General features: G+C 60.0%; 14 protein-coding genes, 1 other RNA gene and 1 riboswitch. Of the genes, 5 read left to right on the forward strand and 10 right to left on the reverse strand.

Annotated features, from left to right (window positions below):
* Positions 1-4: 4 nt before the first annotated feature.
* On the reverse strand, positions 5-2,155 hold the full coding sequence (gene scpA / locus WIF35_RS10930; RefSeq protein WP_412478248.1) for a methylmalonyl-CoA mutase: 2,151 nt from the start codon (positions 2,153-2,155) through the stop codon (positions 5-7).
* 166 nt (positions 2,156-2,321) lie between these two features.
* Here scpA and WIF35_RS10935 point away from each other — a divergent pair, with 166 nt between their 5' ends.
* The gene (locus tag WIF35_RS10935; protein WP_412478249.1) at positions 2,322-2,987 is read left to right on the forward strand and encodes a GntR family transcriptional regulator; all 666 of its coding nucleotides are present in this window, start codon (positions 2,322-2,324) and stop codon (positions 2,985-2,987) included.
* Between the two features lie 15 nt (positions 2,988-3,002).
* On the opposite strand, the gene WIF35_RS10940 is transcribed toward WIF35_RS10935, so the two are convergent.
* From WIF35_RS10940 to WIF35_RS10955, 4 genes are all read right to left on the reverse strand, one after another.
* Positions 3,003-4,289 (reverse strand): methyl-accepting chemotaxis protein, encoded by a 1,287-nt coding sequence (locus WIF35_RS10940; protein WP_412478250.1) that lies wholly within the window; start codon positions 4,287-4,289, stop codon positions 3,003-3,005.
* Complete coding sequence (locus WIF35_RS10945) at positions 4,264-4,782, reverse strand: PAS domain-containing protein (RefSeq protein WP_412478251.1); 519 nt, start codon at positions 4,780-4,782, stop codon at positions 4,264-4,266. The genes WIF35_RS10940 and WIF35_RS10945 overlap by 26 nt, the downstream gene beginning before the upstream one ends.
* A gap of 119 nt (positions 4,783-4,901) precedes the next feature.
* Positions 4,902-6,563, reverse strand: coding sequence for a cation acetate symporter (locus WIF35_RS10950; RefSeq protein WP_412478252.1), 1,662 nt, complete (start codon positions 6,561-6,563; stop codon positions 4,902-4,904).
* Entirely contained in the window at positions 6,563-6,883 is a 321-nt protein-coding gene (locus WIF35_RS10955; protein ID WP_412478253.1) for a DUF485 domain-containing protein, read from the reverse strand. The genes WIF35_RS10950 and WIF35_RS10955 overlap by 1 nt, the downstream gene beginning before the upstream one ends.
* 127 nt (positions 6,884-7,010) lie before the next feature.
* On the opposite strand from WIF35_RS10955, the gene WIF35_RS10960 reads away from it, so the two are divergent.
* A complete protein-coding gene (locus tag WIF35_RS10960; protein ID WP_412478254.1) occupies positions 7,011-7,787 on the forward strand; it encodes an enoyl-CoA hydratase/isomerase family protein in 777 nt (258 codons plus the stop codon).
* Here WIF35_RS10960 and WIF35_RS10965 read toward each other — a convergent pair whose 3' ends face one another.
* From WIF35_RS10965 to WIF35_RS10985, 5 genes are all read right to left on the reverse strand, one after another.
* Positions 7,788-8,594 (reverse strand): sulfite exporter TauE/SafE family protein, encoded by an 807-nt coding sequence (locus WIF35_RS10965; protein ID WP_412478255.1) that lies wholly within the window; start codon positions 8,592-8,594, stop codon positions 7,788-7,790.
* Between the two features lie 3 nt (positions 8,595-8,597).
* On the reverse strand, positions 8,598-9,071 hold the full coding sequence (locus WIF35_RS10970; protein ID WP_412478256.1) for an EVE domain-containing protein: 474 nt from the start codon (positions 9,069-9,071) through the stop codon (positions 8,598-8,600).
* A gap of 54 nt (positions 9,072-9,125) precedes the next feature.
* Positions 9,126-9,306, reverse strand: a non-coding RNA gene (ssrS, locus tag WIF35_RS10975) — 6S RNA.
* Positions 9,307-9,333: 27 nt separating this feature from the next.
* Positions 9,334-9,669, reverse strand: coding sequence for a cell division protein ZapA (locus WIF35_RS10980; protein WP_412478257.1), 336 nt, complete (start codon positions 9,667-9,669; stop codon positions 9,334-9,336).
* A 1-nt stretch (position 9,670) separates the two neighbouring features.
* Positions 9,671-9,868: a hypothetical protein gene (locus tag WIF35_RS10985; protein WP_412478258.1), complete on the reverse strand. Its 198-nt coding sequence runs from the start codon at positions 9,866-9,868 to the stop codon at positions 9,671-9,673.
* 114 nt (positions 9,869-9,982) lie between these two features.
* Positions 9,983-10,193: riboswitch (cobalamin riboswitch) on the forward strand.
* A gap of 106 nt (positions 10,194-10,299) precedes the next feature.
* On the opposite strand from WIF35_RS10985, the gene WIF35_RS10990 reads away from it, so the two are divergent.
* The 3 genes from WIF35_RS10990 to WIF35_RS11000 are packed head-to-tail and all read left to right on the forward strand — an operon-like array spanning position 10,300 to position 13,898.
* Positions 10,300-12,144 carry a TonB-dependent receptor domain-containing protein gene (locus WIF35_RS10990; RefSeq protein ID WP_412478259.1) on the forward strand — a complete coding sequence of 615 codons (1,845 nt, stop codon included), beginning with the start codon at positions 10,300-10,302 and terminating at the stop codon, positions 12,142-12,144.
* Between the two features lie 9 nt (positions 12,145-12,153).
* Positions 12,154-13,131 (forward strand): FecCD family ABC transporter permease, encoded by a 978-nt coding sequence (locus tag WIF35_RS10995; RefSeq protein ID WP_412478260.1) that lies wholly within the window; start codon positions 12,154-12,156, stop codon positions 13,129-13,131.
* Positions 13,128-13,898 (forward strand): ABC transporter ATP-binding protein, encoded by a 771-nt coding sequence (locus tag WIF35_RS11000; protein WP_412478261.1) that lies wholly within the window; start codon positions 13,128-13,130, stop codon positions 13,896-13,898. Before WIF35_RS10995 ends, WIF35_RS11000 begins: the two co-directional genes overlap by 4 nt.
* Position 13,899: the final 1 nt, after the last annotated feature.

A 13,899-nucleotide genomic window follows, 5' to 3' on the forward strand; every position in this document is an offset into this window, starting at 1 on the left:
GGGTTTAGGCACGCGCCTTGCGGATTTCTTCCAGAACCTTCTTGGCCGAGTCTTCGATGCGTGTACCCGGACCGAAAACGGCCTTGGCGCCGGCTGCAAACAGCGCATCGTAGTCCTGTGCCGGGATCACGCCACCGGCGAAAACGATGATGTCGTCAGCACCTTGCGCCTTCAGCGCGTTGATCAACTGGGGCACCAGGGTCTTGTGACCGGCCGCCAGCGACGAGCAGCCGATGGCATGCACGTCGTTTTCGATAGCCTGGCGAGCGGCTTCTTCCGGCGTCTGGAAGAGCGGGCCCATGTCGATATCGAAACCGAGGTCGGCGTAGGCAGTCGCTACTACTTTGGCGCCACGGTCGTGACCGTCCTGGCCCAGCTTGGCGATCATGATGCGCGGACGACGGCCTTCTTCTTCGGCGAACTTGGCTACGTCGGCCTTCAGGCTTTCCCAGTTTTCCTGGCCTTCCACCACACCGCCGTAAACACCGGAAATGGTCTGGTTGTTGGCACGGAAACGACCAAAGACGGCTTCCAGGGCGTCGGACACTTCACCCACGGTGGCACGCAGACGAATGGCCTTGACGGTCAGGTCGAGCAGGTTGCCTTCACCGGTCTTGGCGCATTCGGTCAGGGCGGCCAGAGCGGCATCGACCTTGGCCTGGTCACGCATCTTGCGGATGCGGGCCAGACGTTCGATCTGGGCTTCGCGGACGACGTGATTGTCGATATCGAGGATATCGATGGCATCTTCCTTGGCCAGCTTGTACTTGTTGACGCCGACGATGACGTCCTTGCCCGAGTCGATACGCGCCTGCTTGTCGGCAGCGCAGGTTTCGACCTGCATCTTGGCCCAGCCGGATTCGACGGCCTTGGTCATGCCGCCCATGGCTTCGATTTCCTGGATGATGCCCCACGCCTTGTCGGCCATGTCCTGGGTCAGCTTTTCCATCATGTAGGAGCCGGCCCACGGATCAATCACGTTGGTGATGTGGGTTTCTTCCTGAATGATCAGCTGGGTGTTACGGGCGATACGGGCCGAGAACTCGGTCGGCAGCGCGATGGCTTCGTCGAGCGCATTGGTGTGCAGCGACTGGGTACCGCCGAAGACGGCTGCCATCGCTTCGATGGTGGTACGCACGACGTTGTTGTACGGATCCTGCTCGGTCAGCGACCAGCCGGAGGTCTGCGAGTGGGTGCGCAGCATCATCGACTTGGCGTTCTTGGCGCCGAAACCAGACATGATGCGGTGCCACAGCAGACGGGCGGCGCGCATCTTGGCGATTTCCAGGTAGAAGTTCATGCCCACTGCCCAGAAGAAGGACAAGCGGCCGGCAAAGACGTCGACGTCCATGCCCGAGGCGACGCCAGTACGCACGTATTCCATGCCATCGGCCAGCGTAAAGGCCAGTTCGATGGCTTGGTTCGCGCCGGCTTCCTGGATGTGGTAACCCGAGATCGAGATCGAGTTGAACTTCGGCATGTGCTGCGCGGTGTAACCGAAGATGTCGGCGATGATCTTCATCGACGGCTTGGGCGGATAGATATAGGTATTCCGCACCATGAACTCTTTCAGGATGTCGTTCTGGATCGTGCCAGACAATTTCTCCTGCGAAACGCCCTGCTCTTCGGCTGCGACGATGTAACCGGCGAGAATCGGCAGCACCGCGCCGTTCATGGTCATCGAGACGGAAATCTTGTCGAGCGGAATACCGTCGAACAAGATCTTCATGTCTTCGACCGAGTCGATCGCCACGCCGGCCTTGCCGACGTCGCCGACAACGCGAGGATTATCGGAGTCGTAGCCGCGGTGGGTCGCCAGGTCGAAAGCGACGGAAACGCCCTGACCACCAGCAGCCAGCGCCTTGCGGTAGAAGGCATTGGACTCTTCGGCAGTGGAGAAACCGGCATACTGGCGGATGGTCCACGGCTTGACGGCATACATCGTCGGCTGCGGGCCACGCAGGAACGGTGCAACGCCCGGCAGGGTGTCGGCGAATTCCAGATTCTCGACATCCTTCTTGGTATACAGCGCCTTGACGTTGAGACCTTCAGGGGTGTTCCACACCAGGTTATTGACGTCGCCACCGGGTGCCTGCTTGGCAGCAGCCTTTTCCCAGGCATCCAGGTTATTGGAATCAAAGAACTTTTCAGACATTAAACACCCCTCGCCGATTCGATTTTTTCGGGCCGATGATGCAGAATTCAAAATTCTACGCTTCTCGGCTCAGCTTGACATACGAAGCCCTACATAATACGTTATCCATAATTATGGAAGCAAGTCAGCAATGTACCGACTTGCCCACACACAACACACCACACACATGACCCGCATCGCTCCTACCGCTCTCTACCAAGAAGTTGCCGAACGGCTACGCCAACGCATCTTCGCGCACGAATTGCCACCCGGCACCTGGATCGACGAGCAGAAGCTCGCCGAACAGTACGGTATCTCGCGCACACCGCTGCGGGAAGCACTCAAGGTCCTGGCCTCCGAAGGGCTGGTCGAACTGAAACCCCGCCGCGGTTGCTACGTCACCGAAATTTCGCCGCAGGATCTGGACGACATCTTCCCGTTGATGGCCATGCTTGAGGGACGCTGCGCGGCGGAAGCCGTAGACAAGGCGACTTCTCACGATATCGCCGTACTGAAATCCATTCACGAACAACTGGAGTCGGCGGCTCGCGATGGTCGCATCGGTGCCTTCTTCGAGGCCAACCAGGAATTCCACAAGAAGATTCAGGAACTTGCCGGCAATCGCTGGATGCTTTCGGTCATCCAGGACCTGCGCAAGGTCCTGAAACTCTCTCGCCTGCACTCGCTTTCGCTTGAAGGGCGCCTGCAGCAATCACTCGACGAGCACCGCGTCATCATGGCTGCCTTCGAGGGACGCGAGAGCGCCAAGGCGGAGAAACTGATGCATGACCATCTGTTGTCCGGGCGCGAAGCCTTGGCCAAGATGGAAGACTCAAACGCGAAGGCGGCCTGAAGGCCGCCTTTTTATTCAACGCATCTGCTGTTCGATATTGGCGAACAAACTGTCGTAGATCGCCACCAGCGCCTCACGGTCGGCGCTACCCTTGACCCATTTGCGCGAACTGGCAATTCTGGCCGCCTCCTGTTCCATCGTGCTCAGGCTGGAAATATTGACCTGCTCGCCGTGCAGAATGGAAGTCACATCGGCCCGCGCCTTTTGAGCCGTCGCCACCAAGCGCATTGACGCCTCCATCGAGGTTGCCCCTTCGCCCATCGCGCTCGCCAAGTGGCCAACGTGCTGTGCCGACGAGGCCGCACCGGCTAGTTCATGGCTGAATTCGTCAGCTGTCGTACGCGCAGTCGACACCGACGTGTGCAGTTCGCCAATTTGCTGGGTAGCCGTTCCCATCGAATCACTGATTGCAGAAATGGCCGCGGCGATTTCTTCGGCCGAACGCTGGGCCTGGTCTGCCAGCTTGCGAACTTCGTCAGCCACTACGGCAAAGCCTCGTCCAGCCTCACCAGCCCGCGCGGCCTCGATGGCTGCATTGAGCGCCAGCAAATTGGTTTGCTTGGCAATGGCATCAATGCGGCCGGTCAGATCGGCAATTGCACTCGCTTTAACATTCAGGTCGTCGAGAGCACGCACGCTCCCTTCGGCCGTATCCTGCGCCCCGCCGAGCGCCACCGACATCCGCTGCGCCGCATCCGACATCGAACTGGCCGACTCGGCGAAACTTCCTGCCAGCTCCTGGGATTGACGCGAATTGCTGCCAACCTCGCCCAAGGCATGGTCGACATGTTCAATCGCCATCGACAACCCCCGCTCCGAACGGAGAAAGATGCGGGACAGCAGTGCTTCCCGGGCAATCGACTCCTGCGCCTCCTCCAACTTGTCCAGCAAGGCCTGCATTTGCTCCAGCACTTGCTTGAATGTGCCGTGCAAGCCGGTTTTTTGCAGACGCCGCCAGCTTCTTCCCGAGGAAGAAGCATGCATGGCACCGAGAATTTCGCGGAAGGCCGTCTCGGTCTGATCCAATACCGAGTTCAAATTCACCCGAATCGACTCCAGCGTCGGATCGTCCAAGGCATTCGGGAGACGCGCCACCAATTCCCCCTGTCCGACCTCACGCAACAAGTGATCCAATTTGCCTAGTTCTGCGGTGGACCTGCCACTTGGCCAAAAAACCAAAACCAGACCGAGTACCAGCAGGACGATAGTCAGCCAAGGCAGGAAATAGGCACTGGCTGCCGCCGCCAGTAACAGCACTGCCAATAACGGCTTCGCGTTAAAGCGAGAAAACGAGTTCTTCATAGCTGATCCCGGATTGTTTCAACAGGTCGAGCAACACAGCCGTACCGGCTTCAATTGCACCACGCGCGCCAGCGGCTTTTTCCGCTTCGACCATGGCACGATAGAGCGGCTCCACCTTGGCCACGGCTTCTCGCTTTGGACAGCGGCGCACCGAGGTATAGCCCACGATATTTCCCTGACGGTCGCGGTCTGGCGTGATGTGGGTAAATACCCAGTAGAAACTCCCGTCCTTGGACATGTTCTTGACGTAGCCAAAGAATTCCTCGCCGGCGGAGATGGTGTCCCAGACCAGCTTGAATGCCGAGCGTGGCATGTCGGGATGGCGCACGATATTGTGCTGCGAACCCAATAGCTCGTCTTCGGTGTACCCCGAAAATTCGATGAAGATGGGGTTCCCGTAAGTAATGATTCCCTTGGCGTTGGTCTTTGAAACGATGAAATCGTCTTCGCGCATGAAGCGCTCGACGGTGGTTGGCTGTATGGCTCTTTTCATTTTGTGCCCCTCAAGTTTCAGCTATTCAATTTACTACATTCTGAAATGCTGCTGTAAGGCTCGCAGGCATAAAAAAACCCCGTTGGTGGTACCAACGGGGTTTTTGGCAACGAATCGACTTAGTGGTTCGCAGCGGAGGCAGCACCGTAACCGGTCTGCGCACGAACGTACTGGTCTTCGAAGGCTTCGATCTCTTCCTTGGCGCGAACGCTCGAATCGCTCTTCGACATGACGTAAGCCAGCAGGAAGGCGACCGGCATGGCGAACAGAGCCGGCTGGGTGTAGGGGAAGAGCGGCGCGGCATTGCCGAGCACATCGACCCATACGGACTTCGAGAAGAGCACGAACAGCACGGCAGAAACCAGACCGCCGTAACCGCCCCATAGGGCGCCCTTGGTGGTCAAACCCTTCCAGTACATGGAAAGGATGAGTACCGGGAAGTTCGCCGCTGCAGCGACACCGAAAGCCAGACCGACCATGAAGGCGATGTTCTGCTTCTCGAACAGGATACCGAGCACGATGGCAACGGCACCCAGGCAGATCGTAGCGATCTTGGAGACGCGGATTTCGCTGGCTTCGGAAGCCTGCCCCTTCATGATGACGCGAGCGTACAAGTCGTGCGAGATGGCGGAAGCGCCAGCCAGTGCCAGACCGGAAACCACGGCCAGGATGGTAGCGAAAGCCACGGCAGCGAGGAAGCCGAGCAGCATGTTGCCACCGACGGCCTTGGCCAGGTGCATCGCGACCATGTTGCCGCCGCCGATCAGCTTCTTGCCAATTTCACCGCCTTCGAAGAAGTCCGGGTTCTGGCCGACGATGATGATCGCGGTCAGGCCCATCAGGAAGATGACGTTGAAGAAGTAGGCAACGAAGCCGGAAGCATAGAGTACGGACTTGCGCGCTTCCTTGGCGTCGGTCACGGTGAAGAAGCGCATCAGGATGTGCGGCAGACCTGCCGTACCGAACATCAGGCCCAGGCCCAGCGAAATCGCCGTGACCGGATCCTTCAGCAGGCTACCCGGGGACATCAGCTTGTCGCCCAGCTTATGAACGCTGGTCGCCTTTTCCATCAGCTCGGTGTAGGAGAAGCCGAACTGGCTCATGGCCAGGATCATGACCAGCGTACCACCGGCCAGCAGCATGCAGGCCTTGATGATCTGCACCCAGGTCGTGGCGACCATACCGCCGAAGGTCACATAGACCATCATCAGGATACCAACGGCGAAGATGGCGACGTTGTACTCCAGACCGAACAGCAGCTTGATCAGCTGACCGGCACCAACCATCTGGGCAATCAGGTAAAAGCAGACGACGGTCAGCGAGGAAACCGCGGCCATCGTGCGCACCTTGCCCTGATCGAGGCGGTAGGCAGTGATATCGGAGAAGGTGAACTTGCCCAGGTTACGCAGGCGTTCGGCCATCAGGAACAGAATGATCGGCCAGCCAGCGAAGAAGCACAGCATGTAGATGTAGCCGTCGTAGCCCTGGGTGTAGACCATGGCCGTCAGACCAAGTAGCGTCGCGGCCGACATGTAGTCGCCAGCGATTGCCAAACCGTTCTGGAAGCCCGTGATGCCACCGCCGGCCGTGTAAAAATCAGCCGTCGACTTGGTACGGGAAGCCGCCCAGTAGGTGATCCCCATGGTCAGCGCCACGAAGATACAGAACATGATGATGGCGTGCCAATTGGTCGCCTGTTTTTCGGTTGCGCCGACTGCATCGGCGGCCAGCACCGCACCGGACAGGCCGAGCAGCCCGAGCGTCGTAATCAACTTACGCATTATTTTTCCTCCTTCCAGGCTTCCTTGACGATCTGCTGCGTCAGCTCGTCGAACTCGCTATTGGCGCGCTTGACGTAAACCGCCGTCAGCACCCAGAAGAAGATGAACATGAAAAGTTCGACCGCTACACCAACCGTCAGGCGTGAGCCTTCGGTGACGGGTTGCCCCAGCGAGGCCGGGCTGAATGCCACGACCATCACGAACCCGTAGAACATCATCAAAACCACAACGGCCAAAGTCCAAGCAAAACGTCCACGACGGGCGACGAGTTCCTGGAATTTCGGATTGGCCCGCATCCGCTGATACATTGCGCTGCTCATGGCTGACCTCCCTTATTAATTAATAATTAGTGCAAACTGCATCCATAATTATATCTTATATAAGACCCTAGCCAAGCGCTTCTTCACCATTAAGCAATTCGTATCATCCCGTAGGAAAACAGTACTCATGCCCTCCATCGACCTCACCATTCAGGGTGAAATCGCCACCCTGACCCTGAACAATCCCGACAAGCTCAACGCGATCAATCTCGCCATGTGGCGCGAGCTGTTTGAAAATTGCCAAAAAATCGCTGTGCACCGCAGCATTCGCTGCGTCATCATTCGCGGCGCCGGCAATGAAGCCTTTGCCGCCGGCGGTGACCTTGAGGAATTTGTCACCGCCCGCACCACGCTCGACCAGGCACTGCACTATCATGGCGAAGTCGCTCAGGCGCTTAACGCCATCGCTGACTGTCCGCACCCTACGGTCGCCCTGATCCGCGGCGCTTGCATCGGCGGCGGGCTGGAAATCGCCGGCGCCTGCGATCTGCGCATCGCCAGCGAAAACGCCAAGTTCGGCGCCCCGATCAACAAGCTCGGCTTTTCGATGTATCCGGGCGAGATGGAAGGCTTGCTGCGCTTGGCCGGCCCGGCCGTCATGAAGGAAATCCTGCTCGAAGGGCGCATCCTGAACGCCCGCGAAGCCTACGAGAAAGGGCTGCTCACCCGTGTCGTCACCGATGCGCAACTGGAAGACGAAGTATTCGCCACCGCCCGTCGCATCGGCGCCGGCGCCCCGCTCGTCGCCGGCTGGCACAAACAATGGATCAAGCGCCTGCTCGACGGACGCCCACTGAGCGACGAGGAAAAAGCTGCGTCCTTCGCCTTCCTGGAGACCCAGGATTACAAGGAAGGCCTCGCTGCGTTCCTCGAGAAACGCAAACCCGTCTTCAAGGCGCAGTAATCAGGCGCCGAATACCGTGTGCAGCATCTTCGCCGAGAGCAGGATCAATACACCGGCGAAGATCTTCTTCAGCGTCGCCACCGGCAGACGATGTGCCAGCTTGGCGCCGAGCGGCGCGGTAAACATCGACACCGCGCTGACCGCCACCAATGCCGGCACGAAGACATAACCCAGCGTCCATGCCGGCAAACCACCGACCGCCCAGCCGTTGATCAGGTAACCCAGCGCCCCCGCCAGCGCAATCGGCAAACCGATGGCGGCCGACGTGCCGATGGCGTTCTGCATCTTGACGTTGCACCAGGTCATGAAGGGCACCGACAGCGAACCACCACCGATGGCCACCAGCGCCGAGACCACGCCAATCCCGGTGCCCACCCCGGCCAACCCCACCTTGCCGGGCAGTTCGCGCGACGGCTTGGGTTTAACGTTGAGGATCATCTGCAGGGACACATAGGCCATGAAGCAGCCGAAGAAAATGGCCAAAGGCCGAGTCGGCGCCGAAGAGGCAATGAAGGTACCAGCGAAGGTTCCAAACAGCACGCCCGGCGCGACACCCTTGACGATATCCCAGCGCACCGCGCCATGGGCGTGATGCGCACGCAAGCTGGACACCGAGGTCAATACGATGGCCGCCATCGAGGTGCCGAGCGCCAGATGCACCATATGCTCCGGAGGGAAACCCTGAGCCGCGAACATGGTGGTCAGCACCGGCACCATGATGCCGCCGCCACCAACCCCGAGCAGGCCAGCAAAAAAACCGACGAAAGCGCCTAACAGCAGATACGCGGCCAACCACTCCAAACTCATGAACTATCCCTTGAATTGAGCAATGCCCGCCAGTTGGCCAGCAATGAAACGCCACTCTTCCGGCGTCACCGGCGTGATGGACAAGCGGTTGCCACGGGCGAGGAGGCGCATGTTAGCAAGTTCCGGATGGAGGCGCAGTTCGCCCAAGGGAACATAGCGCCCGCGGGCGATGAAACGCACATCGCGCAACAACCAGCGCGGCATTTCCGGCTTCGATCTGGCATCGAAATAGGGACTCTCCGGATCGAATTGCGTAGCATCCGGATAGGGCTCCGAACTGATCTCGCAGACGCCGGCAACACCCGGTTCGGCACAACCGGAATGGTAGAACAAGGCCAGATCGCCGATCCGCATGGTGTCGCGCATGAAATTGCGCGCTTGATAATTGCGCACCCCGAACCACGGCACGCAGCCCAAACGCTCAAGATCGTCGATCGACACTTCGTCCGGCTCGGATTTCATCAGCCAGTATTGCATTTACCACCCGACAAAAAGGAAACGGGTGGCAGAACACTCTGCCACCCGTCGGATTTGGTCCCCGCGAGTGCCGTCAGGCCGGCATCCTGAACCGGAGTTCAGAGTGGTTGCTTTCCTCCCGCATCAGGCACGCTCGACGAAGAGCGCGCACAACAGCGGTTTCAACGGTCCGCAACCGATGCCAATCAGCATTGGTTCAAGGAATATATGGCCTTAACAAACACCGCAGGGAACACTCGGCGGGCAACACCCGAGCAGCGAATTAGAGTTCCAACTGCTGCTGGGGCGCCAACACGGCATCCAGCCGCGCTCCCATGGATTCGATTCTACGCTTTGTCTCGGAACTAGCAACTGCTTCCGAAAACCCCGCAGCAGGCTGGTCGCCGGGGGCAGACAAGTGCTCATGCGCGATATTCAGCGCGGCCATGACGGCAACGCGTTCGGCGATCGTGTTTTTGGTACGTTGGGCGATGTCACGCATCTTGCCATCGACCAGGTCGACAGCGGCCAATAACGCATCGCGCTCTTCCGGGGTACAAGCAACGCGATACTCGCGCCCCATGATATTCACGTCGAGAAAATTCGGCTCGCCGCTCATGTCAGGACTCCTCGGGCAACTTGTCCATCAACTTCTCCAGACGCTCCCGGGCGGCCGTCATGGTCTGGCGCAGATGCAGACGCTCGGCTTCTGCCGCAGCCATCTGATTGCGCAATACCTCGTTCTCCGCGCGCAACTTGAGAACCAGGTCGACGACCTGTTCGATCTTGGCTTCAAGCGCTTCGAGTTCAGTATTCATGGCGCGCACTATAGTGGCAAAAATAACAGCAGGTCAAGGACTAAGCTGCCGAATTCAAAGTAGATTATCAGAAATTATCGCCATCTGCTGATGCGCTCGGAATCATCGCGTTGTAGAATGCGCGCCGTGTTAGGTGCTGCGCACGGATTCTCCACGCGCAGTTAAACGGGAAAGCGGTGCGTCTCCAGTCAAAGAGACCATTCCGCTGCTGCCCCCGCAACGGTAAGCAAGTGCGGGCGCGTCACAACGCCACTGGGATTTTCCTGGGAAGGCGACGCGTCAAGACTTGCAAGCCCGGATACCGGCCTCGCACACCAGTTGGAAGTGCCACGGGGTGGTGGTGCCGGTTCCTCATAGCCAGCCTTTTCCCCGACGCTTCCTTTTCAGTGCATCTACGGCATGCGGGGACGCCTGCCGGGGGAAGGAAAAAAATGTCTTATCGCCTATCTGCAAGCGCAGCCGCTCTGGCCCTTGCCTTTTCATCGAACACCTTTGCTCAAACAACGTCGCTGGACCCTGTCGTCGTCACCGCCAACCGGCAAGCGATGAAAGTCTCCGAGCAACTCTCCGACGTCACCGTTCTTGAGCGCGAAGATATCGAGCGGACTCCGACGACCAGTCTCGGCGATCTGTTGGCGCGCCAACCGGGCGTCGAACTCGCCAGCAATGGCGGCCCGGGAACCACGTCCTCCATCTATATGCGTGGCACCAATAGCGGCCATACCCTCGTGTTGATCGATGGCATGCGCGTCGGCTCGGCCACCGCCGGTCAGATGAGCGCCTGGTCGAGAATTCCGGTGAGTCAGATCGAGCGCATCGAAATTCTGCGCGGGCCAGGTTCGTCGCTCTATGGCAGCGATGCGATCGGGGGCGTGATCCAGATATTCACCCGGCGTGGCGAAGGCGAGCCGCACGTCTATGCCGAAGTCGGCGCCGGGAACTACGATACCCAATCGGCAGCAACGGGCTTCAGCGGACAATCGGGCGGCTTGCGTTATTCCTTGAGTGCCGACTACTTCCACACCAGCGGCATCAACAACATCACCAACCGGAAATCGTCCAGTTACAACGCCGACCTGGATGGCTATAAAAACCACTCATTCGCCGGTGGTCTCTCGTACGAAATGGCGCCAGGACACGAAGTCGGGACCCAGTTTTTCTACGCCGACGGCGAAAACCAATATGACGTCGGCCCATCGACAGCTACCGCCGCCAAGGACGCCGTCAGCCAGAACGCCCTGTCGAACGTTGGCGTCTATCTGAAGAACAAGCTGACGCAAAACTGGACCAGCACCCTGCGTTATGGCCAGAGCGTAGATGACACGAAATCGCTGACTGACCGCGCTCAGACCAGCTATTTCCGGACCGATCAAAACCAGTATTCGTGGCAGAACGATCTGAACACGAGCATCGGCAATTTCCTGCTGGCCGCAGAACGACTGGAACAGGAAGTCAAGACGAGCAGCAGGTACCGGGTGACCAGCCGCAAGACGGACTCGCTACTGGCCGGCTGGAACGGCCAATTCGGCAACAACCGCCTGCAAGGCAACATCCGCTTCGATGATAGCGACCAATTCGGCGAAAAGACGACCGGCTCCGTCGCCTACGGCTACCAGATCACCAAGGAACTCCGTGCCAACGTCGGCTACGGCACCGCCTTCAAGGCGCCGTCTTTCAACGATCTTTACTATCCGCAGAGCGGCAAGTACGTCGGCAACCCCAACCTCGAACCGGAGTCTTCACGCAACCGCGAAGCCTCGCTGCATTACGATCTCGGCGCTCATCGTTTGTCCGCCACCTGGTTCCTGAACCGTGTGGCAAACCTGATCGTCTGGCCAAGTACGGGCACGACCATCATGCCGGTCAACGTCAGCAACGCCCGCCTGGAAGGCACCACCCTGACCTACGAGGGCAGGATCAGCTCTTTCGATTTCAGCGCCAACTACACCAATCTTGATGCACGCGATGCCAATACCGGTCGCGTTCTGCCCCGGCGTGCCAGCAACTATGGCACCGTGGCGGTTGGCCAGCAGATCGGCGCCTTCGACTGGCGCGCCGAAATTTTCGCCAGCGACCGTCGTTTCAGCGACGACAAGAACGAGGTGAAGCTGGGTGGCTATGCCTTGGTCAATCTTTATGGCGCATACCGCTTCGCCAAGGACTGGTCGGTCTTCGCCAAGCTGAACAACCTGTTCGACCGCGACTATCAAACGGTGGCCGATTACGGAACGCTGGGCTTCAACGCCTTCGTCGGCATCCGCTACAACCCGAAGTAAGATCGCCCCGTGCCTACCCGTCGCCGCGCCCTCCTGATCCTGCTCACGCTAACGCTGTTAGCGCTGTTCAGTTTCGCCACGGCGCTGGCCTTGGGTAGCTACCGGGTGGAATTCGGCGACGTTTTCAACGCACTGCTCGGGCATGAGTCGGGCGGCGGACAGGTCGTCGTTGAACTGCGCCTGCCACGTGCCATCGCCGGCTTTGCCTGTGGCGGCCTGCTGGCGCTGGCCGGCGCGCTGATGCAGGTACTGTTGCGCAATCCGCTGGCCGACCCTTACGTACTGGGCATTTCCGGCGGCGCCGGAGTTGGCGCGATGTTCGCCATCCTGCTCGGCCTGCCGGTGCTCGGCATCGACGGACTGGCCTTCGCCGGCGCCTTGGGCGCCATGTTTCTCGTCTTCGGCCTGGCGCACGGCGACGGCAGCTGGACGCAGACTCGCCTGCTGCTGACTGGCGTCATCGTGGCCGCCGGCTGCGGGGCACTGGTTGCGCTGATGCTGGCCATTGCCGAGGAACACAAGCTGCGCGGCATGCTGTTCTGGTTAATGGGCGATCTTGGGCAAACCAATGCCTGGTGGCCCGCACTCACCGCTTTGGCGATCGCCTTCATGTTTGCCATGCCCTTCGCGCGCGAACTCAATTTGCTGGCGCGCGGCATCCAGCAAGCACAGGCGCTGGGGGTCGATGTTATCCGCCTGCGCTATGCCATTTATCTGATCGCTTCCTTGGCCACCGCAGCCTCGGTAACGACCGCCGGCTCCATCGGCTTCGTCGGCCTGGTCGTGCCGCACCTGGTCCGCCTGGCCACCGGCAACGACCAGCGCCTGCTGCTGCCCGCCTCGGTGCTGGCTGGCGGCTCATTGCTCGTGCTGGCCGATACGGCGGCGCGCACCATCATCGCACCGCAACAGTTGCCGGTCGGCGTGCTGACCGCACTGATCGGCGTACCGGTCTTCCTATTCTTGCTGTCGAGGCAGCCGAAATGACGCCGCTGCTCGAAGCCCGCCAGTTGCAGGTCGCCGTCGGCGAGCGCACGGTCATCGAGCGTCTCGACCTTGCTGTCGCGCCCGGCGAACGCCTAGCCATTCTCGGCCGCAACGGGGCCGGCAAATCGACCCTGCTGTCGACGCTGGCCGGCTTGCGCCCCCCGGCGGCCGGGGCCGTGCTGCTCGACGGCGAGGATGCCGCCCTGCTGCATCCTCGGCAGGCGGCATTGCGCCGGGCCTGGCTCGGCCAGTTCCAGACCGATCCCTTTGGTTCGACGGTACTGGAAACCGCCCTCACCGGCCGTCACCCGCACCTCGGCCGCTGGGACTGGGAAAGCACCAAGGATGCCGACATTGCCCGCGACGCGCTAAAAGCTGTTGGCTTGGCCGGCATGGAAAACCGCCAGATCCACACCCTGTCCGGCGGCGAACGCCAGCGTCTGGCCATCGCCACGCTGCTGACGCAAGCTGCACCGCTTTACCTGCTCGACGAACCGCTGTCGCACCTCGACCTCAACCACCAGATGGCCGTGCTCGAACTGTTCACCGGCACGGCACGCGAATGCGGTGCCGGCGTCGTCATGGTCCTGCACGACCCGACGCTGGCCTTCCGCTTCTGCGACCGCGCCCTGCTCGTCTTTGGCGATGGCCGCACGGAGACTGCTGCGGTGCACGAGCTGTTAACGGCAAAAACCCTGTCCGAACTCTACGGCTACCCGCTGCGCCAGATCGACGATCGCGGCCAGCGCTGCTTCATTCCGGAATAAA

The sequence above is a fragment of the Azonexus sp. IMCC34839 genome (assembly GCF_047047955.1).
Classification (GTDB): domain Bacteria; phylum Pseudomonadota; class Gammaproteobacteria; order Burkholderiales; family Rhodocyclaceae; genus Azonexus.

Coding starts and splice junctions, on each gene's coding strand:
- WIF35_RS10980 (WP_412478257.1), bottom strand. CDS start 9,669: ATGAGCGGCGAGCCGAATTTTCTCGACGTGAATATCATGGGGCGCGAG.
- WIF35_RS10990 (WP_412478259.1), top strand. CDS start 10,300: ATGTCTTATCGCCTATCTGCAAGCGCAGCCGCTCTGGCCCTTGCCTTT.
- WIF35_RS10960 (WP_412478254.1), top strand. CDS start 7,011: ATGCCCTCCATCGACCTCACCATTCAGGGTGAAATCGCCACCCTGACC.
- WIF35_RS10940 (WP_412478250.1), bottom strand. CDS start 4,289: ATGAAGAACTCGTTTTCTCGCTTTAACGCGAAGCCGTTATTGGCAGTG.
- WIF35_RS10965 (WP_412478255.1), bottom strand. CDS start 8,594: ATGAGTTTGGAGTGGTTGGCCGCGTATCTGCTGTTAGGCGCTTTCGTC.
- scpA (WP_412478248.1), bottom strand. CDS start 2,155: ATGTCTGAAAAGTTCTTTGATTCCAATAACCTGGATGCCTGGGAAAAG.
- WIF35_RS10985 (WP_412478258.1), bottom strand. CDS start 9,868: ATGAATACTGAACTCGAAGCGCTTGAAGCCAAGATCGAACAGGTCGTC.
- WIF35_RS10935 (WP_412478249.1), top strand. CDS start 2,322: ATGACCCGCATCGCTCCTACCGCTCTCTACCAAGAAGTTGCCGAACGG.
- WIF35_RS10945 (WP_412478251.1), bottom strand. CDS start 4,782: ATGAAAAGAGCCATACAGCCAACCACCGTCGAGCGCTTCATGCGCGAA.
- WIF35_RS10955 (WP_412478253.1), bottom strand. CDS start 6,883: ATGAGCAGCGCAATGTATCAGCGGATGCGGGCCAATCCGAAATTCCAG.
- WIF35_RS10970 (WP_412478256.1), bottom strand. CDS start 9,071: ATGCAATACTGGCTGATGAAATCCGAGCCGGACGAAGTGTCGATCGAC.
- WIF35_RS10950 (WP_412478252.1), bottom strand. CDS start 6,563: ATGCGTAAGTTGATTACGACGCTCGGGCTGCTCGGCCTGTCCGGTGCG.
- WIF35_RS11000 (WP_412478261.1), top strand. CDS start 13,128: ATGACGCCGCTGCTCGAAGCCCGCCAGTTGCAGGTCGCCGTCGGCGAG.